The sequence below is a fragment of the Bacteroides luti genome (genome assembly GCF_900128905.1).
In the GTDB taxonomy this organism is placed as follows: domain Bacteria; phylum Bacteroidota; class Bacteroidia; order Bacteroidales; family Bacteroidaceae; genus Bacteroides; species Bacteroides luti.
The window spans coordinates 228,818-251,640 of record NZ_FQTV01000005.1; the positions used below are offsets into that span (position 1 = coordinate 228,818).

Below are 22,823 nucleotides of genomic sequence, written 5' to 3' on the forward strand. Positions count from 1 at the left end.
TGATATAATGTACAAGCAATGGAAGTAAAGACATTCTTTCTTTTAAAAGTAAGAACGAAAAGCAGATCTCGCTGGATTGAGCATCTTATAAAATCACAAATAGGAGTTAACTCTGCTGTTGTTGATTTTGATAAGCGCTTATTACAGGTGAGTTATAACCAGGATCTGATTTCTGTTCAATACATGAGAATGCTTGTGCGCAGTTTGGGATGTGACCTTCTATGCAATGATAAAGATATTAAAGATAAAGTAAATCAGTTAAATAACTTTTTGATATTAAAAAAAAGGATTCTTTCTATTTCGTTTGTTTTTTTTCTTTCTTTTTTTGGTTTGATTTTTCCTTATAGAGATTGGATAATATTATTATTTTCCTCTATAATGTATTTGCTTTATTCATTTTTGTTTGTTCCAATATTTAATAAAAAAATAATTCGACGCATTAAATTGCTGGATGCAATTGGTATAGCTGTCCCTTTATTATTGATATTTAATGCTGTTTTGGGCATGTTTGTTTTTTTTGATCAGTTTCATCTTGCATGGATTTTGGTTTCAATATTGTTAATTGAAATTTTCACTTTTCTTAGATGGAAAATAGAAAAAGATGCAGCTGTTAACGATTTACTTTGATATTAAGATGTATTGTTATATATAATTTGTTTTATCTTTCACTCTATTATTGCAATTACTAGAACTTAAAATATTGTTTTATAACAATATACTATCTGTAAATTTGAACAATTTTATTTTGTTATTTGTTGTTTTTTTTATTTCTTTGTTATATATCTTTCTTGTATTTATGTACTTAAACTTAGATTAATATGAAAAAGAAACTTATTCTTCTAGCAATGTCCTTCTTTTGTATAGCAGGATTTGCACAATCACAAGAGAAATCCTTAAAGCAATATGGCTTCTGGGATAATTGGTTTATCCAAGGTCAGGCAGGAATTGGTTATACAATTGGTGAACCCGACTTTGATAAATTGATTTCCCCAACTGCAGCCCTTTCTATAGGGAAGTATTTCACTCCATACGCTGGTATGCGTTTGCAAGTTGGAGGATGGCAAGGTAGAGCAGGATGGGATTGGAAAAATGAGAATTATAGCTGGAATTATGCAGCAGTTTATTTGGATGGTCTTTTTAATATGACCAATATTTTCTGTTCTTATAAAGAAAACCGAGGTTTTAACCTTTATGGAATTGTGGGAGTAGGATATAATCATGGTTTTAAGAACTCTCCTAATGCATTAGCATCTGATAACTGTGTTGCCAGGATTGGATTGCAGCCAAGTTTCCGCATAAATGAAGCATGGGATTTTAATGTGGAGCTAAATGGTAATGCTGTAAGCGATGCTTATAATTCCAAATTTGGATCTGAAAATGACTTCTATTTCAACCTCATGGTTGGCTTTACATACAAATTTAAAAATAGAGGATTTGAATTAATCAGACCTTATGATGAAGCATTAGTTAATTCTTTGAATGATGAGATTAATCAGCAGAGAGCAACTATTGAATCTTTAAAAGCTAATCCAAAGACTATTGTTAAAACAGAAAAAGTATTTGTAACAGATACTGTATCATATTTTAATACGCCAGTTCTTTTCACTATTGGAAAATCTGCCGTAGGTGTTAATCAGGAAGTTTATGTGTATACTGTTGCTCAATACTTGAAAGAGAATCCTAAAGCAAAGATTACTATAACAGGTTATGCTGATGCGGGCACTGGTTCAAAGGCAATTAATCAGAAGATCTCTGAAAAGCGTGCAAAAGCTGTTGCTAATGAATTGGTCAATAAATATAGTATATCTTCAGATCGTATTAAAGTTATTGAAGGTAAGGGTGATAGTGTTCAACCTTATTCTAAAAATAACTGGAATAGAGTAGTTATATGTGTTGCAGATTGAAATTTATAGTTAGGAGAGATCAAGCGTGATCTTAATGGTAATGAAACTTACGTGAGTAATTTTCAAGAAGGGTATTTGATTAAGCTGCGGCTTGTCAGATACCTTTCTCTTTTATCCAGAAAGCTATTAATTTCGATACTTTGTGAAATGAAAAAAGAGATAAGAATCTTTTTTCATAAATATTTTATGTTTCCTTTAGATTATATCTCTTTAATCTTTCATACCTTTGTAGCTTCATTATTGTGAGATATGGAAGAAAAATTTGATATACGAGATAATCAGCTTACTACAAAAGAAAAGGATTATGAGAACGCTTTACGTCCTTTAGATTTTGAGTCTTTTAGTGGTCAGGACAAGGTTGTAGATAATCTTCGTATATTTGTTAAGGCTGCTCGTTTGCGAGCTGAAGCTCTCGATCATGTATTACTTCACGGGCCTCCCGGATTGGGAAAAACAACTCTTTCAAATATTATTGCAAATGAATTGGGCGTAGGGTTCAAAATAACTTCAGGACCTGTGCTTGATAAACCAGGCGATTTGGCCGGTGTATTAACAAGTCTTGAACCAAATGATGTCCTTTTCATCGATGAAATTCATCGTTTATCTCCTGTTGTGGAAGAATATCTTTATTCTGCAATGGAAGACTATCGGATTGATATAATGATTGATAAAGGGCCTTCTGCAAGAAGTATTCAGATAGATTTAAGCCCTTTTACTCTGGTTGGAGCAACTACTCGTAGTGGACTTCTGACTGCCCCGTTACGGGCGCGTTTTGGAATAAATCTTCATTTAGAGTATTATGATGATGATATATTAAGTGGAATTATTAAACGTTCTGCAAGAATACTAGATGTTCCTTGCTCTTCAGATGCGGCTGGAGAAATAGCTTCCCGGAGCCGTGGAACTCCGCGTATTGCTAATGCTTTACTTCGCAGGGTGAGAGATTTTGCACAGGTAAAAGGATCGGGTGTTATAGATACCGAGATTGCAAATTACGCTCTCGAGGCTCTTAATATTGATAAGTATGGGCTTGATGAGATCGACAATAAGATACTGTGTACTATTATCGATAAATTCAAAGGTGGACCTGTAGGAATCACAACAATAGCCACAGCATTAGGCGAAGATCCTGGAACAATTGAGGAAGTTTACGAGCCTTTTTTAATAAAGGAAGGTTTTTTAAAGAGAACTCCTCGTGGTAGAGAGGTTACAGAGTTAGCTTACAAGCATTTGGGAAGAAGTCTTTATAGCAGTCAAAAGACTCTTTTTGATTAAGATATAATGTTTAAGAATCTCTTTATATAATATGCAATCTGAATTCTTGATTCATTAAAGAGATATGTTTGATAAATAAACAATAGGATAGAAGTATGGCCGGATTAAAATCGTTGGCAAAAGATACTGCAATTTATGGTGTAAGCAGTATTGTTGGTCGTTTTTTGAATTATTTATTGGTTCCACTCTATACAGCAAAATTATCTGCTGCTTCAGGAGGATACGGTGTAATAACGAATATGTATTCCATAACCGCACTTTTGCTGGTTATTTTAACGTATGGAATGGAAACCGGTTTTTTCCGTTTCGTGAATAAGAAAAACGAGGATCCTACAATTGTTTACTCAACCACATTAATATCTGTAGGTGTAAGCTCATTACTTTTTATTTTATTGTGTTTTGTCTCTCTTCAACCGATATCCACTTTCCTGGGATATGAAAATAATCCTGATTTTGTTGCTATGATGGCAATTGTGGTTGCGCTTGATTCCTTCCAATGCATTCCTTTTGCTTATCTTCGATACAAGAAAAGACCGATAAAGTTTGCTGCAATGAAGTTCTTATTCATTATTCCAAACATTCTACTGAATATCTTCTTCTTTGTCTGTTGCCCATGGCTATTAGTTCATTTCCCTGCTTCTGTTTCCTGGTTTTACAATCCAAGCTATGGGGTTGGTTATGCATTTGTGGCCAATGTAATCTGCACAGTGATTCAGCAGTTTGCTTTTTATCGTGAACTGACCGGCTTTAAATACAAATTCAAGAAGTCGTTGTGGAAAGAGATGATGATTTATTCTTTTCCAATTCTTATCCTGGGAATAGCCGGAATATTAAATCAGGTAGTTGATAAGATTATTTTTCCTTTCCTCTTTACAGATCAGAATGAGGCCCGCGTACAATTAGGAATTTATGGAGCAGCAAGTAAAGTAGCAATGGTTATGACCATGTTTACTCAAGCTTTCCGTTATGCTTATGAGCCTTTTGTTTTCGGGAAAAATAAAGAAGAAGGCAGTAAAAAGCTTTATGCCGATGCAATGAAGTATTTTATTATTGTTTCGCTGATAGCCTATCTTGGAGTAATGTTCTATCTCGATATTTTCCGCTACATAATTGATAAAAGTTATTGGGATGGGTTAGATTGTGTTTCAATCGTAATGCTTGCAGCTATTCTGAATGGTATCTATTTTAATCTGTCATTTTGGTATAAGTTGATTGATAAGACAATTTGGGGTGCATATTTCTCTGGAATAGGTTGCTTCTTAATCATTATTCTGAATGTTATTTTTGTTCCTCATTATGGTTACATGGCTTGTGCATGGGCTAGTCTTATTGGTTATGCTATAGTAACGATCCTTTCTTATGTTGTTGGGCAAAAGAAATATCCTATTAATTATGATATGGTGAGAATTGGAAAATATTGTTTGCTTACTGTAGTTCTTTATGCTATCTCTGAATTTGTGAAAATAGATAACATTTTATTACGTTTGTGCTTTAAAACCATTTTATTTTCTATCTTTATTGCATATATTATTAAGAAGGATTTTCCATTGAAGCAGATTCCGATTATTAATCGTTTTGTAAAGAAATGATTTTTAGTGAATTGCCTTAAATAAAAGCGGTGGGAGTCTGGTGGTTCTCAGCTGTTTTTCCAAAGAACCGAATAATATATTAGTTTATTTTTATTCGGTTTTTTTAATGGAAAGCACACGCTTATGAAAAAGAGCTTTTTAATCTTAGTTCTGTTTTTTGTTTCGCTCGTTTCTTTGGCAGACGAGGGGATGTGGATGTTGAATCATATAGACAAGAAAACGGCTCAGCTGATGCAGCAATTAGGGCTTGAAATGCCTTCCAGTCAATTGTTCAATGAGCATGTTCCTTCTTTAAAGGATGCGATTATTAGTTTTGGTGGATATTGTTCAGGCGTAGTAGTCTCTGAGGATGGATTGGTTTTTACAAATCATCATTGTGGCTTTGATGCTATACAAAATCATAGTTCAGTAGCTCATGATTATATAAAAGATGGTTTTGTTGCCGATAAAAGAGAAGACGAACTTCCCAATCCTGATTTATTTGTGAGTTTCCTTATACGGCAAGAAGATGTCACTTCGAGAATATTGAAAGATATTCATCCGGGAATGGATGAAACGAAGCGCTCGTATATTGTAGATTCTCTTTCTTCTGTAATAGAGAATGAAGTTTCTGAAAAAGATTCATTGCTAAGAGGAGTGGTAAGCTCTTACTATGGTGGCAATGAATTTTATCTTTCTGTTTATAAAGATTATAAAGATGTCAGACTGGTTTTCGCACCTCCTTCTTCTGTTGGTAAATTTGGCGGTGATACAGATAATTGGGTATGGCCAAGACACACGGGAGATTTCTCTGTTTTCCGCATTTATGCTGATAATAATAACCAGCCAGCTTTTTATTCTCCTCAAAATAAGCCATTTCATCCATCTTATATTGCGCCTATTTCCCTTAAAGGATATCAGAATGGCACCTATTGCATGACGTTGGGTTATCCAGGATCAACAGATCGTTACCTTTCTTCTTTTGGCATTGAAGAGCAGATGGAAACCCAGAACCAGTCAATGATTGATGTTCGGGGCATAAAGCAGGCTATTTGGAAAAAGGCGATGGAATCGAATGATTCTATTCGTATAATGTATGCTTCCAAATATGCAGCAAGCTCTAATTACTGGAAATACAGCATTGGTATGAATAAGGCCATTGAAGAGCTTAATATCATTGGCAAAAGAAAACTATTAGAGGATAAGATAACTCGTTTTATAGAGGATAAGGATGAGAAGAAACAATTATATGGTAATCTGATTGATTCCTTAAGAATAAGCTATGAAAGCAGGAAAAAACTGATTCATGCTTCTTCTTATTTTGGAGAGTGTTTTGGTAATGCTTCAGAATTACTTTCCTTATCCACACAAGCTATTAGTACAGATTTCTTTAGTGATTCTATTGCTGGGAGGAAGATATACGAAAGTATGGTTAAAGAGTATTCAAATATAAGCCTTTCCATCGATAAGGAGGTGCTGGTTGCAATGCTAAAAGAGTATCGCGAGAAGGTTGATACTACCTTTTTGCCCGATACGTATAAAACGATTGATGAAAAGTATAAAGGAGATTGTCAGGCTTATGCAGATTACATTTTTTCTCATTCCGAGATGACTACTCCCAGAGGATTGGAGCGTATTTATAGTCGGGATAGCACATTTAATATGTTCGAGGATCCTATTCTTTCGCTGGCCGTAGATGTTGTTACTAAATTTGTTGATTTCTACCAGATTGGGGCTGATGCAAATAATAAAATATCCCGGGATGAAAGATTTTACAGTGAAATAGTACGTCAGATGTGTGAGGATAAAAGCTTTTATCCTGATGCAAATTCAACAATGCGTTTAAGCTTTGGTGTTGTAACTCCATATTCAGCAAATAGCTCCTCAGGCATAGATTATTCTACAACTACAAAAGGCATCTTTGAAAAGGTAGAGCGTTATAAAGGAGATTCCGATTTCTGGGTGCAGCCTGCCTTACTCAATTTGCTTTCTAAAAAGGATTTTGGTAAATATGCCGATAAAAAGGGTGAAATGAATGTTTGTTTTATCACTAATAATGATATTACGGGAGGAAATTCCGGAAGTGCAATGTTTAATGGTAGAGGAGAGCTTATAGGATTAGCTTTTGATGGAAATTGGGAAGGGATGAGCAGTAATCTTGAGTATGAGAGTGCCCTGCAACGATGCATTGGAGTAGATATCCGGTATGTTCTTTTTATAATTGAGAAATACGGCAAAGCACCTCATCTTATTCAGGAACTTAAACTTGCTCAATAACTATTTATTGCCATTTTATCGTATCTTTATTTTTTAAGATAAGGGTATAATAGGACTTTTTTATTCGGACTATGTAGTTTTAATCCAATTGAATTAAAGAATATAGCATTGGGCTATAAAAAAAGGCAGCTTTATAAAAGCTGCCTTAAATATTTATTTTTTGGATTTCCTTCTTGCCCAACCTTCTTCATTATTGAAGTCTGGTTTTTCATCTCTGAAGGATTGTTGATTGTCATCTCTCCTTTTAGGTCCTCTTTGAGAGGAGTATCCCCGCTCTTCACGGCTTCTTCTTGGTGCAGCTGATGCTGGTCTGTCAGAATACCTTCTTCCGCTTCCTCCGCGGCTTTCTCTGCTTCCTCCACGACTCTCTCTACCTGTTCCTGCTCCGCGATTATCTTCGCCTGCTATTTCAACAGAGATTGAACGGCCATTCAGTGATGCTTTATTTAGTGAATCCATAACAGATTTCGCTTGAGCATCTTCTATTTCGAAGAATGAAAAGCTTTTCAATAAATCGATCTTACCAATCTGAACACGTTTTCTCATGTTTTTATTGATCAGTTCAATTAATTGGTTCGGATAGAAATTATCCGCCTTTCCGGCATTGATAAACATACGGGTAAATCCTGGTTCAGGTTGATGCATTCCTCTTTCAGAGCTACGTCCTTTTGTATTACGTTCTCCTCTGCTGGTTTCAGCTGTTGGACTCTGAAGGTCTTGCGCATCACGGTAATATTCAAGGAAGTGGTTAAACTCAAGAGAAACCATTCGTTTAATAATATCTTCCTTATCCAACCATTCAAGTTTGCGATAGATTTCAGGCATAAAGTCGGCAATTTCCTCTTCATTAACCTTTACCTTCTCAATATCATCAATTACCTTAATCAGCTGTTTCTCACAGATCTGTTTTCCGGTAGGCATTTCTCCAACAATGAACTTCTTACCAATTTTTCTCTCTATATCTCTCATCTTTCCTTTCTCGCGCAAGTTGATGATAGAGATTGAAATACCGGTTTTTCCTGCACGTCCTGTACGGCCGCTTCGGTGAGTGTATGACTCACTTTCGTCAGGTAAACCGTAATTGATAACGTGTGTCAGGTCGTCAACGTCAAGTCCACGTGCAGCAACATCTGTAGCTACAAGGATCTGAATGTTACGTACACGGAATTTCTGCATTACAACGTCACGTTGTTGCTGAGAAAGTTCTCCGTGCAAAGAATCAGCACTGTATCCGTCCTGAATCAGTTTATCAGCAATTTCCTGAGTCTCTTTACGAGTACGGCAGAAAACAATACCGTAAATCTGAGGATAATAGTCGGCAATACGTTTCAGCGCAAGATATTTATCTTTAGCCTGAACCGTAAAATAGATATGTTTCACGTTCTTTGAACCTTCATTTTTTGTGCCGATGGTAATTTCCTTGGCATTATTCAGATAGTTCTTGGAAATACGTGCAATTTCGGGTGACATAGTTGCTGAGAACAGCAATGTATTACGGTCTTTTGGTACGTCAGCCAAGATAGCATTGATGCTGTCTGTAAAGCCCATATTAAGCATTTCATCAGCTTCGTCCATAATAACGTTTTTAACCGTGGCAAGTTTCACGGTTTTTCTTTCCATCAAGTCGAGCAGACGTCCTGGAGTTGCAACAATAATGTGCACACCATTCTTTAAACTTCTGATCTGGCTTTCAATGGATGATCCTCCGTATACCGGAAGAACTTTTAGCCCATCTATGTATTTTGAGTAATCATTAAGATCTCCTGCTATTTGCAGGCAAAGCTCACGTGTGGGGCAGAGGATAAGTGCCTGTGGCACTCTGTTATTTACATTAATACCTTGTATAATAGGCAGCCCAAATGCTGCTGTTTTACCTGTTCCTGTTTGTGCAAGAGCTACTACATCATTGCCTTCTCCCAGTAAATACGGTATTACTTCTTCTTGTACTGGCATGGGATTCTCATATCCCATTTCTTCAATTGCTTTAAGTATCTCCGGGGAAACGCCTAACTCTTCGAATGTCTTCATTAATTTCTTTCTCTTATTTCAATTCGGGCACAAAGATACGCATAAAGTACGGATAAATAGTTATAATGCTGTAAAAGAATACTTTTCAGCAGCATTTTTCATTTAAATATCTATAAAAATAGCGTAAAATTCTTGTAATTTGTATCAGAACTTTATTGCTTTGACTATCTGTTTGTGCTATAATGGAATGTTATTGATATTTTTCTGCAAACTCTTTAGAAACGGAGTTACTGAAACTTTTGCATACTTCGGCAGAGAAATCTTTCCCGCACTGTATAATTTTGTCCCACATACCTTCGCTTAAGTTACTAAGTTCGTGATAACTAATATTGTACTTTAATAATCCATAGATAATTCCGGCATTGAAGTTATCTCCGGCTCCAATTGTACTTACAGAGTTGACTGGTTCTACCAAATACTCTTTGGATACTTGTTTTGTTCGCAAACTTATAGATTTATTCCCCGCAGTACAAAGGAAATTGGGGCAATAAAATTGTATTTTATTTTTGTATATCTTATCTACATCGTTTAAGTTATACATGTTGATGAAATCTTCGTCTGAACCTCTTACAATATCTGCATATTCCAGATTTTCGATAATAGCAGGAGCTAGTTTCATAGCTTCGTATTTATGCGTACTTCTGAAGTTTGGATCATAGTAGATAATTGCTTTACGTTCTTTAGCGTAATCCAGCAGCTCTGTCATCTTATCTCTAAGAACCGGATTGAGCGCGTAAAAGGAGCCAAATATAAGAATATCATCCTCATTTATTTGGGGGAATGCAATATCCAGGCGCTGTTTAGGATAATCCTTGTAGAAAAGATACTCCGCATCATTGTTTTCGTTAAGAAAGGCAAGTGAAACAGGCGATTTTCCATCGGGGAAGATGTTGATGTGATCGGTTTTCACATTGTTTTCTTCCATGAATCTCTTGATAATGTTTCCTACTTTGTCATTTCCAATTTCACTGATAAAGCAGACATCGACATTCATTCTGCCCAGTGATATAATGCCATTAAATACAGAACCTCCCGGCACTGCAGCCGAAGGTTGTTCGTTCTGAAAAATGATGTCGAGAATAGTCTCGCCAATACCAATTACTTTTCGCATATTTCTCTTGATTTCTCGCCTAGATATCCACCGTGATGGCGTTTAGAGTACTCTTCAATAGTAAAGCCTGTTTGTTTCATTGTTTCTACAACCAGAATATCACCAATAACTGTCATCATGGTAGTAGATGTTGTTGGAGTCATTCCTAATGCACATACTTCTTTGGGATTTCCTGTGCAAAGACAAATGTCCGACTCTTGTGCTAACGGACTGTCCGGGTTACCTGTTATAACGATAAACTTTAAATTTGGATTAAGAACTCTGGAAAGCTGTGTAAGCTCAACAATTTCTCTTGTTTTCCCAGAGTTAGATATTAGTAATAATAAGTCATTCTTCTGAAAAATGCCCAAATCACCGTGTTGTGCTTCACTTGGGTGAAGAAACACAGAAGGAATTCCGGTTGAACAGAATGTAGTTGAAATATTCATTGCAATCTGGCCGGCTTTACCCATTCCGGTAGTTACCAGTTTTCCCCCTTTTATGTGTATTTGTTCCACTATTAGTTTTACAGCTTTTTCGTAAGCATCTGTAATTGGAATATTTCTTACGGCTTCGGCTTCTTTGTTTAATAGATCTTTGATTGATTCAATCATGACTTTTTTGTTATTTGTTTAGTAGGTTGGTTAATTCTTTAAATGTATTGGCCACGTCATAGTAAAGAGATAATTCACCTCGGGTAAATTGTTTCTCTTCGCACATCTTTAGGACAGTCAATAAATCATCATAAAAACCATTTATGTTATAAAAGATTATCTTTTTTGAATGATATCCAATGGTTGCAGAGGCCATTACATGAAAAACTTCATCCAATGTTCCTATTCCTCCCGGTAAGGCAATCATAACATCCGATTCGGCAAGTATTATATCTTTTCGATCGCTTAGATTTTTGGTATGAAGAAATCTGTCGGGGAGAGCACTCACTCTTTTGCTTTCTTCCAGTTTTGAAGGTATTACGCCAATAATGTTTCCTCCGCTTTGCTTAACGGTTTGTGCCACACATTCCATTAATCCCATGTTTGCACCACCATAAACTAGCGTTTTACCTTGTTCTCCCATCCATTTTCCCAATTCCTCAGTTTTTTGGAAATATATATCATCAATTGTTTGCGAGGCAGAACAGAAGATACCAATTTTATTCATATAAGGGCTTATCTCATTTTAATCTACAAATATCTATATTTTTCTATAAACCACAATAAGTTTTATTGTATTTTTGCATCGTTATTAAAATATGAAACAAGAAGAAAATGCATTATAATCAACATACTTTACCTAACGGATTACGTATTATTCATGCCCCGTCATTATCAAAGGTTGCTTATTGTGGATATGCTGTAGATGCAGGTACCCGCGATGAAGGAGAAAACGAGCAGGGGATGGCTCACTTTGTGGAGCACCTTAGTTTTAAAGGTACTGAAAAGCGCAAGGCGTGGCATATCATTAACCGGATGGAGAACGTAGGGGGCGACTTGAATGCTTATACGAATAAAGAGGAGACGGTGATTTATTCGGCCTTTTTAACGGAACATTTCCCTCGTGCTGTTGAGTTGTTGACTGACATTGTGTTTCATTCCACTTTTCCTCAACGCGAAATTGATAAGGAGGTCGAGGTTGTTATTGATGAGATTAAGTTGTATGACGATACTCCTTCAGAGCTTATCTTTGATGATTTCGAGGATCTGATTTTCAAGAACCATCCTTTGGGTAGAAATATTCTTGGAAAACCGGAGCAATTACGTAATTTTACTACTGCTGATGTATTAAATTTCACATCACGTTATTATCACCCCACGAACATGGTCTTTTTTGTATTGGGAAATCTCGATTTCAAGAAGGTTGTTCGGTTGGTAGAAAAATCTATGCACGATGTGTTGTTTTCTGAATATAAGACTATTAGAAATTCTCCACCAGCTTATATACCGGAACATCTGGTTGTTCCTAAAGATACAAATCAGGCGCATGTAATGATTGGTGGCAGGGGGTATGATGCTTATAGTGAGAAACGTACTGCACTGTATTTTCTAAATAATATTCTTGGTGGTCCGGGAATGAATAGTAAGCTAAATGTTTCTCTCCGAGAAAGAAAAGCATTGGTGTATAGCGTAGAATCCAATCTCACTTCTTATACTGATACCGGAGTTTTCTGTATCTATTTTGGAACCGATCCTGAAGATGTGGATGCTTGTCTGAATCTCACTTATAAGGAGTTGAAACATCTTCGTGATGTGAAAATGACTGCTTTGCAATTGAATGCGGCAAAGAAGCAGTTAATTGGCCAAATAGGGGTAGCTTCAGACAATAATGAGAATAATGCGCTCGATATGGCTAAATCTTTTCTGCATTACAATAAATTTGATTCACCGGAAGCCTTGTTCCATCGCATCGAGTCTTTAACTGCCGAAGGATTATTGGAGGTAGCTAATGAGATGTTTGCAGAAGAAATGCTTTCAACCCTTATATATCGATAAGGTTTACTTGCCGATTAATTCACCAATAAAATAAATCCATTGGCCAATGAATCTGTTTTATTGGTGAATAGATTTTATTTATAGGCAAATAATTTTTTTGTACTTATACTTACGTTCTGTAGTTGTTGCCGTTAATGGCTGAGTTCCGAAATATTTTGTTTTATAGTCAGATAATCAATAGATTATCGCTATGGTTTTGCTTGATCATTTCTTCTCTCCAAAAACAGATTTATTGCTAGAATAAATTTGGGGGGTAACAAGGGGGTACCTTCTGAAACGCCTTGGTAGCCGCGGTGCTAAATTTTAGCACGAGACATATAAAAGAAGTTTTCTTTAAAGTTTGTCACCACCTCTGAAATAAATACATACAAAAACAAAAAAATCCGGATCATCTAAAATCCGGATTAACTTTTGCAGGCAATATTCTCTTATTTATTTGCATCACGTAATACAAGCAAACTCTCAGGCCCCATATTGAAAAGAAGATCAATAATGCTCAGGTTGGGCAGGAAGCCGTGTCGTGCATCGAATACCTGATAATATGGATTTGCAGTAAAACCTTCTTGAGGAGCTTTTTTGGGGTGTATCAGGTCTCTGAAATCAATCTCATTTGGCAGGAATGACTGTTTGTATTCAGTTGTACGCTCCATTATGGGATGAACATCAATCAACTCGCAGACAAGCTTGCAGAGAGCTTCGTTGAAATCGAATAAAAACTCATGTTTCTGTTCGTAAAAAGGTGCAAAATCGTCTCGGTAATACTCAAAAAACGGAGAACTGCTGTAGGCAGATTCAATGGCAGTCCAATGCAAATGACGCCAGTTTCCATGATCGGATATGCGAATATCTTTCATCGGGCACTTAAGCGTTTCGGGCTTTTCGGTAGGAATTGAGAGTGTTAGCGGGCCATCGGCAGATGCAATAGTGCATCGGTTGCGGTAGGTTTGCTTAATATAGTTGTCGTGTTGCTCAATAAATGCCTTTTCACAGCTATATAGCCGTGCATAATATTCCACTGGAGCCAGATATGCCGAGCTGAGATAAATTGTTTGTTTCATTATTTTACAGATTGAAAGAATCGCTTCCATCGGTAACCGCCAAAAAGTCCGGCCTGGCTGTCTTTCGAAAACCACACAAAAGATGCTTTTCCGATAATATAGTCTTTCGGAACGAATCCGAAAATGCGCGAATCATTGATATTTATGGAGTTATTGGATACCATCCAGTAATAGTCTTTCGTAAACACAAAAGAGGATACTTTTTCTCCGTTAACGTATAGCAGAGAATCTTTGATAATGAATGCTTTCTTGCCTTCGTGTTCATTGATAGCATTCTTTAAGAAATAAATGTTCCATGGAGTTACACGAATGCTCCGGCCTTTTCCCGGAACAATTAAGGAACGAGTCTGCTTGCATGTGTCGGGAAGAATAGACTTAATCTTTAAATCCTGAATTTCCTGGTTTAACAGATAAATTTCGTAACGGCTGAAACTGCGAACATATCCATTCTTGTTGTAGCCTAGCAGTCTGTTATCTTCAATACCTAGTTTCTTTATGTTTTTCTCTATGGAGCTTTCCTTCTCTTTAGGGTATACATAGAGCTGCTTATGGTCGGGATTGACTTCTGCTCTTGGGCAAATAATGGAGTATTGATTGCTAATCATTAAAGTATCTCCCGGAAGTCCCATGCATCGGCTTATAAACACTTTCCGCTTATCTGCAGGAAGGGTAGTAGATGTTGCCTGAGGATTGTTGAAAACAACGATATCGTTCTTTTGAACGGGGCGCTCATTAATTCTTTTATAGCCAAAAGCCGACATGAAAGGCAGGCGTAGTCCGTATGCCCATTTATTAATAATAATCTGATCACCACGATACAAAGAATTCTCCATTCCCGATGAAGGAATGTAACAGGAGCTAAAAGCAAAGAATTGCAGGAGTAATACCCCTGCAATTGCAATTACTAATGCTTTTATCCAGAAAAAGAAGTCCTTTGCTATTGGTCTCATTATTTAATGTTGTCTACGAACTTAAATAGACGATTCCAACGGATTTTTCCGCTAAACCAATTTCTGTCTTTATCTAAAGATAACCATACAAGAATTGGCTTACCTACAATATGATCTTCAGGAACAAATCCCCAGTATCTTGAATCGGCAGAATTGTGACGGTTATCACCCATCATCCAGTAATAGTCCATTTTGAATGTATAGCTATTGGTCTGTTTGCCATTGATATATATCTTTCCACCTTTTACTTCAAGCTTATTGCCTTCGTAAGCACGGATTGGACGTTCATAGATAGGAAGATTATCTACAGTAAGTTTAACTGTTGCGCCTTTCTTTGGAATCCATATAGGACCGTAGTTATTTCTATCCCATTTTGTATAAAGGTTCAGTGGGTATAGTTGTCCGGTGTAATCTTCTGGTTCCATCACTATCTTCGCAATTAACTTTTTGTTTGAAAGTAGAGCCTGATAAGCCTTCTTAGTTAAAGGAAGATGATAAACCGGAGATAGTTTGCCTTGACCATCTGTTTTAGTGAAGCCAAGACCTTTCAGTTCGTCATTCCATTCGTTAGGCAATAAAGTCTGATCATCCAAGCTGATGTCTAAATCGCGGAACACATCATCAGGAATATAAGCACCTGTTGTCTGAACGAAGTAGTTGAATTGAAGGTTCTCCGGATTCTTGGAAGGTACGCTATTGATGTATACTTGTCCATTAACTATTTTCAAAGTATCTCCGGGCAATCCTACACAACGTTTTACGTAATTCTCACGACGGTCAACAGGACGTACCACAATCTTTCCAAACTCGGTAGGGTTTGCCATTACAAGTTTTCGTCCTTCAGCATAATAAATGTCGTAAGCCGCTCTTTGTTGTTCGCGGGTTAAACTATCCATATTTACGCTAGGGCAGGTTCTTTTAGCTGCATCGTAGCAAATAGTATAGAAATCTGATTGTTGATAGTTAATAGCAACAGTATCTCCTGCAGGGAAATTAAAGACAACAATGTCGTTGTGTTGAACCTTTCCGAAACCTGGTGCACGTTTATAGCCCCATTGAGGGAAGTCTATATAGGATTTGCAGTTGAAAACTGGCAATGTATGTTGAGCCAATGGCATAGATAGCGGAGTGTTAGGCACACGAGGACCATAACTCATCTTACTAACAAAAAGGAAATCGCCAACCAACAAAGATTTCTCTAATGAAGAAGACGGTATCTGGTAATTCTGAAAGAAGTATATGTTTACGAAATACACTGCTACCAAAGCAAACACAATAGCGTCAATCCAACTCATCACACTGCGTACAGTCTTGTTCTTTGATGTTCTCCAGAAATTCCATGGAACTAATTTTGAGATATATGCATCGAAGATGAATGGAACAACAAAAAGTCCCCACCAGCTACTTACCCAAACAAGAAATAATAAATATAATACAGTGACGATTCCAAAGTTACGCCATTGTTTGCGTGTTGCTTTTCTCATAATTTGTGTTTTAAAATTTAAATAAATCGCTCATGCCCAATAATCCTTGTTTGCCGCAAGTGAACTCAGCTGCTAAAACAGCACCAAGGGCAAAACCTTTTCTGTTTTTTGCATCGTGGGTAATGGAAATACTATCAGCTTCTGATTCGTAACGAATAGTATGAATGCCCGGAACTTCTCCTTCTCTAATCGAATGAATAGGAAGTTCGCTGGCAGCTTTTGCCTCTTCTTTTACCCAACTGTCTTTGCGGTCCAGGTTCTCAAGAATCTCTTCGGCAAGGGTTATAGCAGTACCACTAGGTGCATCAAGTTTGTGTATGTGGTGAGTTTCACTCATTGTTACGTCATAAGTAGGAAACTGATTCATTATCTTGGCAAGATATTTATTTACTGCAGAGAATATAGCTACTCCAAGGCTAAAGTTTGATGCCCAGAAAAGAGTCTTACCACCATTTTTGCATAGATCTTTTATTTCGTCTCCGTGTTCGTCCATCCATCCTGTACTTCCTGATACCACTTTTACTCCAGCGTTAAAAGCATTAATGTAATTGTTGTAAGCAACTGTCGGAGCGGTGAACTCTATAGCGACATCTGCCGATTTGAATGCTTCCGAAGTAAAATCATCCTGATTGTTAAGATCAATAATACTAACGATTTGGTGTCCACGACTAAGGGCAATTTTTTCAATTTCTTTACCCATCTTTCCATAACCTATCAATGCTATTTTCATATAATTTCCTATTTTTTGTTTATATTTTTACGATAATAAGGAATAATAATGATGCAAATATAATTAATTTAGAGGTAAGTTATTACATTTGCGAGATATTTACAGCTCATTAACAATGGAACAATTATTACATTATATCTGGAAACACAAAATCTTTCCTTTAAAACAACTTCAAACTACTAAAGGAATGGGGGTTGAGGTGATTGATCCCGGTCTGCCAAACTCAGATTCCGGACCTGATTTTTTTAATGCGAAAGTAAAAATTGGCGAAAATATGTGGGTTGGGAATGTAGAGATTCATTCTAAAGCTTCCGATTGGTTCCGGCATGGGCATGATAAAGATAAGGTTTATGATTCGGTAATTCTTCATGTGTCGGGTGATATTGACTGTGAAATAGCCCGTACCAACGGTGAACCTATTCCTCAGATTCAGCTTAACTGTCCCGTTGAAATCGAGCAAAACTATGAATCTTTGCATCGTGCAGATATGCTTCCCCCTTGTTATGATGTAATTCCTAAAATATCCAGATTTGCTATTCATTCATGGTTATCGGTTTTGCAAAGTGAGAGACTTGAACATAAAGCTGAAGCTATCAATGCCCGGTTAAAACATTGTAATTCTAATTGGGAAGATGCTTTCTTCATTACTTTGGCGCGTAATTTTGGTTTTGGTCTCAATGGTGATGCTTTTGAGAAGTGGGCTGGTTTGATACCTCTTCGGGCTGTAGATAAACACCGGGATAGTTTGTTTAAAATCGAAGCAATTTTCTTTGGTCAGGCAGGGCTGCTCGAAGAAAAGTTAGACGATCCATATTATTTGAGATTGCAGAAAGAGTTTGCATATATGAAACATCTTTTTCAGCTACCTGTTATGGATGCTTCGCTTTGGCGTTTTCTCCGCTTAAGACCAGGGAATTTTCCGCATGTCAGAATAGCTCAGCTAGCATCTCTTTATTCAAATGGGTGGGGCGTATTCTCAAAACTGATGGAAGCAGAGTCAATGAAAGCAATTAGGGATATCTTGCATACATCTCCTTCCGATTATTGGGAAGAGCATTATCAATTTTATAACAGTTCTCCACGAAGAAGCAAAAACCTGAGCAATTCATCTTTTAATCTGTTAGTAATAAATACCGTGGTTCCGTTCCTGTACGCTTATGGAAAACACAAAGCCGATGAAGCTCTTTGCCAGAGAGCAGGAAGCTTCCTTGAAGAATTGAAAGCAGAAGATAATCATGTTACCAGAATGTGGAGTGGAGTAGGGTTAAATGTAAATAATGCGTCTGATTCTCAGGCTTTGCTGGAACTTAAAAAAGAGTATTGTGATAAGAAAAAATGTCTATATTGTCGCATAGGATTTGAATATTTGAAACAGCGGAAATAATTATTATCTTTCTTGTTTGACATTTCAATTCTTCGTCTATCTTTGTAGTAATAATATATGTAACATAAACACATAAAAGATGAAAAGGAACAGTTTAATCATTTGTTTTTTGTTTTTGTCTTTATTCGCAAATATACTCTCTGTTACGGCAGCTCCGGCTGCGGAAGATTTTAATTTGTTTCTGAAAAAGTTTACTAACAGTGCCGCTTTTCAGTATTCACGGATAAAATTCCCGCTAAAAACCGATATCGTTCTATCTTTGGGAGAAGGTGAAGGCGAGAAAAGTTTTCCATTCACTAAGAATGAATGGCCTCTATTAGATGAAGAAACATTTGTTGAAGAACGTAATGTGGTTGAAGGAGAAGGCGTTTATGTCTCTAAATTTACTGTGAAAAACCCAACTCATGTGGAATTTGAAGCCGGATATGAAGAGTCTGAACTCGACCTCCGTGTTTGTTTTGATTTGGTTAATGGTAAATGGTTTCTTACTGATTGCTTAACCGGATGGTATAACTTTAGTGTGCTGGCCAACGAATTAAGAAAAACAGTAATAGAAGTTCAGGCAGAAAACAAAGAATTTATAGAACAGCATCCATAGTAATGCTTTAACTTTACGATAGCAACTATTGCTTTCCGTTATTTATATTGTATTTTTGTGCAACTAATTATAATTATTAATAATGCAACAACTTAACATAAAGAAAATAACTACAGAGGACCTTTCTGTAGCTTCTCTGTCAGCTGTTATGGATCAGGAAAAAATAGAGTTTAATACAGTTGGCTGTGTAAACTGGGATAGTTATCCATATAAACCGAAAGTGAAATTCCGTATTGCACATACAAATAATGCCATACTGCTTAATTATCAGGTGGAAGAAGATTCTGTAAGAGCTAAATATGGTGAAGACAATGGCTCTGTATGGACAGACTCTTGTGTTGAATTCTTCGTGAGCCTGGCAAATGATGGCCTTTATTACAATCTTGAGTCCAATTGTATAGGGACAGTTCTTTTAGGTGTTGGAAATGACAGACATGATCGTGAACGTGCCTCTTCAGATGTGTTATCAGGAGTTCAACGATGGGCGAGTCTGGGAAGAGATCCTTTTGAAGAACGTGTAGGCCATTGTTCATGGGAACTTTCATTGATAGTACCATATACAGTGTTCTTTAAACATTCCATTAAGTCTCTTGATGACGCAACTATAAAAGGCAATTTTTATAAGTGTGGCGATGAGTTAAAAACGCCTCATTATATTTCCTGGAATCAGATAGAAACTGAAAAGCCGGATTTTCATCGTCCTGAGTTTTTTGGGAAGTTATGTTTTGAATAGTATTTTTGGCAGTAGCAGAGGAATAAACACTCTGTTATTTTGTATATTTTATGCCAAAGTATGCTGTTAAGTTGTAGATATCATTTATTTTTGCAGCATGATAAATTTTAAAAATCATAGAGTAAAGCATGCTTTTCTAAGTGCTTTTGGTGCTGGCGTTTTAACGTTGGCTATGTATTCATGTGCAAATATAGGTAATCCTACTGGTGGTCCAATTGATGAAACTCCTCCAAAGTTTGTTGGAAGTACCCCGGCTATAGGAGCTTTGAATAACAACAAAACAAAACTTGTTCTCGAGTTCGATGAGTTTATTAAAATTGAGAATGCTTCCGAAAAGGTAATAGTATCTCCACCACAGGTGATGGCTCCCGAGATAAAGCAGAGTGGGAAGAAGGTTGTGGTCAGTTTGCTGGATTCTCTGAAAGCAAACAAAACTTATACTGTGGATTTCTCGGATGCTATTGTTGATAACAACGAAGGGAATCCATTAGGTAATTTTACATATACTTTTTCAACGGGAACAGCTATAGACACGATGGAAGTTTCTGGTTATGTGCTTGATGCTTCTAATCTGGAACCTGTAAAAGGAATATTGGTAGGCCTTCATTCCAATCTGGCTGATTCTGCCTTTACAAAACTGCCTTTTGAAAGAGTTTCACGGACTGATAGCCGTGGACGTTTTGTTATTAAAGGAATTGCTCCGGGAACATATCGTATTTTCGGATTGCAGGACGCTAATCAGAATTTTGCTTTCGACCAGAAAAGTGAGGCAATAGCAGTTTATCCTTCAAAAGTAACCCCGCATTTTGAAACTCGTAGCAGACAAGATACGGTATGGCAAGACACAATTACTATAGATACAATTCTCACAAAACAGTATACTCACTATCTTCCGGACGATATTATTCTCCGTTCTTTTAAAGAAGATTTCAAAACACAGTATTTAATAAAAAGCGAGCGTTTAACTCCTCATAAATTTACGCTCTATTTTGCTACAGCGGCTAGCTCGTTACCTGTGATTAAAGGATTAAACTTCAATGAGAAAGATGCTTTCTTTATTCAGAAATCTCTGAAGAACGATACTATTAATTATTGGATAAAGGATTCTTTGAACTATAAAAAAGATACTTTGAGTATGAGCCTTAACTATCTTTATACAGATTCATTAGGGAAGCTTGTTCCAAGAACTGATACTCTTAATTTGGCTGTGAAGAAAGCAAAGGGATCTGTGGAGCCTAAAAAAAGCAAAAAGGATGAACCGGAACCTACTAAGTTTTTACAGGTAAAGAATTCTGCATCTTCCAGTTTTGACGTATATAATAATATCAGGCTTGAGTTCGAAGAACCGATAGCCCGTTATGATAGTACTGCCATTCACCTTAAACAAAAAGTCGATTCCTTATGGACTGATGTTCCTTTTGTGTTCAGGCAGGATACGCTCCATCCCTTAACGTATGAACTTATGGCCGACTGGAAGCCCGAAAAGGAATACGAGTTTAAGGTCGATTCTACCGCATTCCATGGTATATATGGACTCTTCTCTAATAAAATAGAATCAACGTTCAAAGTCCGTTCTCTTGATGAATATGCTTCTTTGTATATGAATGTCACCGGAGCAGATTCTACAGCTTATGCAGAATTGCTTGATGGACAGGATAAAGCAATACGAAAAATAAAAGTTGTAAATGGCAGAGCTGACTTTTATTACCTTAATCCCGGCAAGTATTATGTACGATTGGTAAATGATACCAATGGTAATGGAGTATGGGATACCGGAAATTATGAAAAGGGAATTCCACCGGAAGAGGTCTTTTATTATAATCAGGAACTGGAGCTGAAAGCTCTTTGGGAAGTTGAACAAGAATGGAATGTTCGTGGTGTGTCTTTAGATAAACAAAAGCTAGATGTACTTAAAAAACAGAAGCCAGATGAAAATAAGAAGAAAAAGAAATCTCAAAATAGTAAAACGAATTCAAGCAGAAGGTCAACTTATTAAGTCTTGCTGCATTTCGTTTATATTTATGTTCATGCTCGTAGGTGTTACTCCTTCGGCGCATGCACAGTGTGAGTCCAAAAACGATGCTTTTCGTTCGGGTGAGCACGTAATGTATGATCTCTATTTCAACTGGAAATTTGTCTGGACAAAAGCAGGGCAGGCCAGTCTCACTACAAATGCGATGAATTATGGTGCTAAACCTGCCTATCGCATAAATTTGATGGCTTTTGGCAGTAAAACAGCCGATTTCTTTTTTAAGATGAGAGATACTCTTACTTGCATTATCGGTGATCAATTACAACCTTATTATTTCCGTAAAGGAGCTGAAGAGGGAGGAAAGTATACTGTTGATGAAGTTCACTTCTCTTATCGGAATGGAGTTTGTTATGCCAAACAGAATAGGGTGAAGAACTTTGGTACGCCTAAAATATCATCTGCAGAAGATAGCCGTTGTATGTACGATATGCTGAGTATTCTTGCTCAGGCGAGATCATTTGATCCAACAGACTATAAAGTTGGGCAACGTATAAAATTCCAAATGGCTACCGGAATAAAGATCGAAGAACAGACACTTATATATAGAGGAAGGCAGATTACTGAGGTTCAGGATGGTGCAAAATATCGTACTTTGGTATTTTCTTTGGTTGAATATAAAAAGAAGAAAGAAAAAGAAGTGATTACTTTTTATGTAACAGATGATGCTAATCACCTCCCTGTTCGCTTGGATTTATTTCTGAATTTTGGATCAGCCAAGGCTTTTCTTAAGAGCGTAAGGAATTACAGACATCCCTTAACCTCATTGGTTACAAACTAAAAGGTAGTTTGTTGTCTTTGCGGTACATAGTAGCTTCAAAGTCGGCAATTAGTTCTCCGTTTTGATTTGTAACATCCACATGGTAATGTCCGGTTCGCTTGTGGATAAATCTTTCAGTAGCTTCAGCGTACAAAGTATCTCCAGGTCCGCTTGTGCGGAAAAAATTGATGGACGAAGTTAATGATAACGCAAGGTTACCATGAGAGTTTGCCGCTGCTGCCAATGCTAAATCTGCCAAAGTAAAGATTGCCCCGCCTTGTGTGGTATTACCGGCATTCAAATGCTGTTCAGTAACAACCATCATAACCTTTCCGTATCCTGGTCTTATTTCCAGGAGTGTTATTCCAGCTTGAGCAGCAAACCTGTCATCTTTAAAGAAATCTTTTGCAGTCATGTTATTTTAGATAAAAAAAGAGTGAAAAGGCAAATGACTTCGCTTTTTCAC

At 36.8% G+C, this 22,823-nt stretch carries 20 protein-coding genes; 11 read left to right on the top strand and 9 right to left on the bottom strand.

The annotated features are described in order from the left end of the window. Nucleotides 1–18 precede the first annotated feature (18 nt). The 5 genes from BUC21_RS06570 (at nucleotide 19) to BUC21_RS06590 (ending at nucleotide 7,024) form a co-directional block, all read left to right on the top strand. Nucleotides 19–627 carry a hypothetical protein gene (locus tag BUC21_RS06570; protein WP_073400443.1) on the top strand — a complete coding sequence of 203 codons (609 nt, stop codon included), beginning with the start codon at nucleotides 19–21 and terminating at the stop codon, nucleotides 625–627. Between the two features lie 191 nt (nucleotides 628–818). Next, nucleotides 819–1,904, top strand: a complete 1,086-nt coding sequence (locus BUC21_RS16725) for an OmpA family protein (RefSeq protein ID WP_073400445.1) — start codon at nucleotides 819–821, stop codon at nucleotides 1,902–1,904. 249 nt (nucleotides 1,905–2,153) lie between these two features. Continuing rightward, the gene (gene ruvB, locus BUC21_RS06580) at nucleotides 2,154–3,179 is read left to right on the top strand and encodes a Holliday junction branch migration DNA helicase RuvB (protein ID WP_073400447.1); all 1,026 of its coding nucleotides are present in this window, start codon (nucleotides 2,154–2,156) and stop codon (nucleotides 3,177–3,179) included. Between the two features lie 95 nt (nucleotides 3,180–3,274). Further along, nucleotides 3,275–4,768, top strand: a complete 1,494-nt coding sequence (locus tag BUC21_RS06585) for a lipopolysaccharide biosynthesis protein (protein ID WP_073400449.1) — start codon at nucleotides 3,275–3,277, stop codon at nucleotides 4,766–4,768. Between the two features lie 123 nt (nucleotides 4,769–4,891). Next, complete coding sequence (locus tag BUC21_RS06590) at nucleotides 4,892–7,024, top strand: S46 family peptidase (protein ID WP_073400451.1); 2,133 nt, start codon at nucleotides 4,892–4,894, stop codon at nucleotides 7,022–7,024. A 153-nt stretch (nucleotides 7,025–7,177) separates the two neighbouring features. Here BUC21_RS06590 and BUC21_RS06595 read toward each other — a convergent pair whose 3' ends face one another. The 4 genes from BUC21_RS06595 to BUC21_RS06610 form a co-directional block, all read right to left on the bottom strand. Next, complete coding sequence (locus BUC21_RS06595) at nucleotides 7,178–9,052, bottom strand: DEAD/DEAH box helicase (RefSeq protein WP_073400453.1); 1,875 nt, start codon at nucleotides 9,050–9,052, stop codon at nucleotides 7,178–7,180. A 190-nt stretch (nucleotides 9,053–9,242) separates the two neighbouring features. Beyond that, nucleotides 9,243–10,163, bottom strand: coding sequence for a carbohydrate kinase family protein (locus BUC21_RS06600; RefSeq protein ID WP_073400455.1), 921 nt, complete (start codon nucleotides 10,161–10,163; stop codon nucleotides 9,243–9,245). After that, nucleotides 10,151–10,756, bottom strand: a complete 606-nt coding sequence (locus tag BUC21_RS06605; protein WP_073400457.1) for an SIS domain-containing protein — start codon at nucleotides 10,754–10,756, stop codon at nucleotides 10,151–10,153. Before BUC21_RS06605 ends, BUC21_RS06600 begins: the two co-directional genes overlap by 13 nt. Nucleotides 10,757–10,766: 10 nt before the next feature. After that, on the bottom strand, nucleotides 10,767–11,303 hold the full coding sequence (locus BUC21_RS06610) for an LOG family protein (protein ID WP_073400459.1): 537 nt from the start codon (nucleotides 11,301–11,303) through the stop codon (nucleotides 10,767–10,769). 107 nt (nucleotides 11,304–11,410) lie between these two features. On the opposite strand from BUC21_RS06610, the gene BUC21_RS06615 reads away from it, so the two are divergent. Next, nucleotides 11,411–12,631 carry a M16 family metallopeptidase gene (locus tag BUC21_RS06615; RefSeq protein ID WP_073400461.1) on the top strand — a complete coding sequence of 407 codons (1,221 nt, stop codon included), beginning with the start codon at nucleotides 11,411–11,413 and terminating at the stop codon, nucleotides 12,629–12,631. Nucleotides 12,632–13,059: 428 nt separating this feature from the next. Here BUC21_RS06615 and BUC21_RS06620 read toward each other — a convergent pair whose 3' ends face one another. The 4 genes from BUC21_RS06620 to dapB are packed head-to-tail and all read right to left on the bottom strand — an operon-like array spanning nucleotide 13,060 to nucleotide 16,853. Then, on the bottom strand, nucleotides 13,060–13,689 hold the full coding sequence (locus BUC21_RS06620; protein WP_073400463.1) for a WbqC family protein: 630 nt from the start codon (nucleotides 13,687–13,689) through the stop codon (nucleotides 13,060–13,062). Next, on the bottom strand, nucleotides 13,689–14,639 hold the full coding sequence (lepB, locus tag BUC21_RS06625) for a signal peptidase I (protein ID WP_073400465.1): 951 nt from the start codon (nucleotides 14,637–14,639) through the stop codon (nucleotides 13,689–13,691). The genes BUC21_RS06620 and lepB (BUC21_RS06625) overlap by 1 nt, the downstream gene beginning before the upstream one ends. Beyond that, the gene (gene lepB, locus BUC21_RS06630; protein WP_073400467.1) at nucleotides 14,639–16,123 is read right to left on the bottom strand and encodes a signal peptidase I; all 1,485 of its coding nucleotides are present in this window, start codon (nucleotides 16,121–16,123) and stop codon (nucleotides 14,639–14,641) included. Before lepB (BUC21_RS06630) ends, lepB (BUC21_RS06625) begins: the two co-directional genes overlap by 1 nt. A gap of 10 nt (nucleotides 16,124–16,133) precedes the next feature. Beyond that, on the bottom strand, nucleotides 16,134–16,853 hold the full coding sequence (gene dapB / locus BUC21_RS06635) for a 4-hydroxy-tetrahydrodipicolinate reductase (protein WP_073400469.1): 720 nt from the start codon (nucleotides 16,851–16,853) through the stop codon (nucleotides 16,134–16,136). A gap of 115 nt (nucleotides 16,854–16,968) precedes the next feature. Between dapB and BUC21_RS06640 the strand changes: the two genes are divergently transcribed. The 5 genes from BUC21_RS06640 (at nucleotide 16,969) to BUC21_RS06660 (ending at nucleotide 22,378) form a co-directional block, all read left to right on the top strand. After that, complete coding sequence (locus BUC21_RS06640) at nucleotides 16,969–18,237, top strand: DUF2851 family protein (RefSeq protein ID WP_073400471.1); 1,269 nt, start codon at nucleotides 16,969–16,971, stop codon at nucleotides 18,235–18,237. 79 nt (nucleotides 18,238–18,316) lie between these two features. Then, nucleotides 18,317–18,835 carry a DUF4348 domain-containing protein gene (locus BUC21_RS06645; protein WP_073400473.1) on the top strand — a complete coding sequence of 173 codons (519 nt, stop codon included), beginning with the start codon at nucleotides 18,317–18,319 and terminating at the stop codon, nucleotides 18,833–18,835. Between the two features lie 82 nt (nucleotides 18,836–18,917). Beyond that, the gene (locus BUC21_RS06650) at nucleotides 18,918–19,568 is read left to right on the top strand and encodes a carbohydrate-binding family 9-like protein (protein WP_073400474.1); all 651 of its coding nucleotides are present in this window, start codon (nucleotides 18,918–18,920) and stop codon (nucleotides 19,566–19,568) included. Between the two features lie 97 nt (nucleotides 19,569–19,665). After that, on the top strand, nucleotides 19,666–21,564 hold the full coding sequence (locus BUC21_RS06655; RefSeq protein ID WP_073400476.1) for an Ig-like domain-containing protein: 1,899 nt from the start codon (nucleotides 19,666–19,668) through the stop codon (nucleotides 21,562–21,564). Between the two features lie 25 nt (nucleotides 21,565–21,589). After that, nucleotides 21,590–22,378: a DUF3108 domain-containing protein gene (locus tag BUC21_RS06660; protein WP_394332751.1), complete on the top strand. Its 789-nt coding sequence runs from the start codon at nucleotides 21,590–21,592 to the stop codon at nucleotides 22,376–22,378. On the opposite strand, the gene BUC21_RS06665 is transcribed toward BUC21_RS06660, so the two are convergent. Further along, the gene (locus BUC21_RS06665; RefSeq protein WP_073400480.1) at nucleotides 22,368–22,772 is read right to left on the bottom strand and encodes a hotdog fold thioesterase; all 405 of its coding nucleotides are present in this window, start codon (nucleotides 22,770–22,772) and stop codon (nucleotides 22,368–22,370) included. The genes BUC21_RS06660 and BUC21_RS06665 overlap by 11 nt on opposite strands. Between the last annotated feature and the right edge of the window lie 51 nt (nucleotides 22,773–22,823).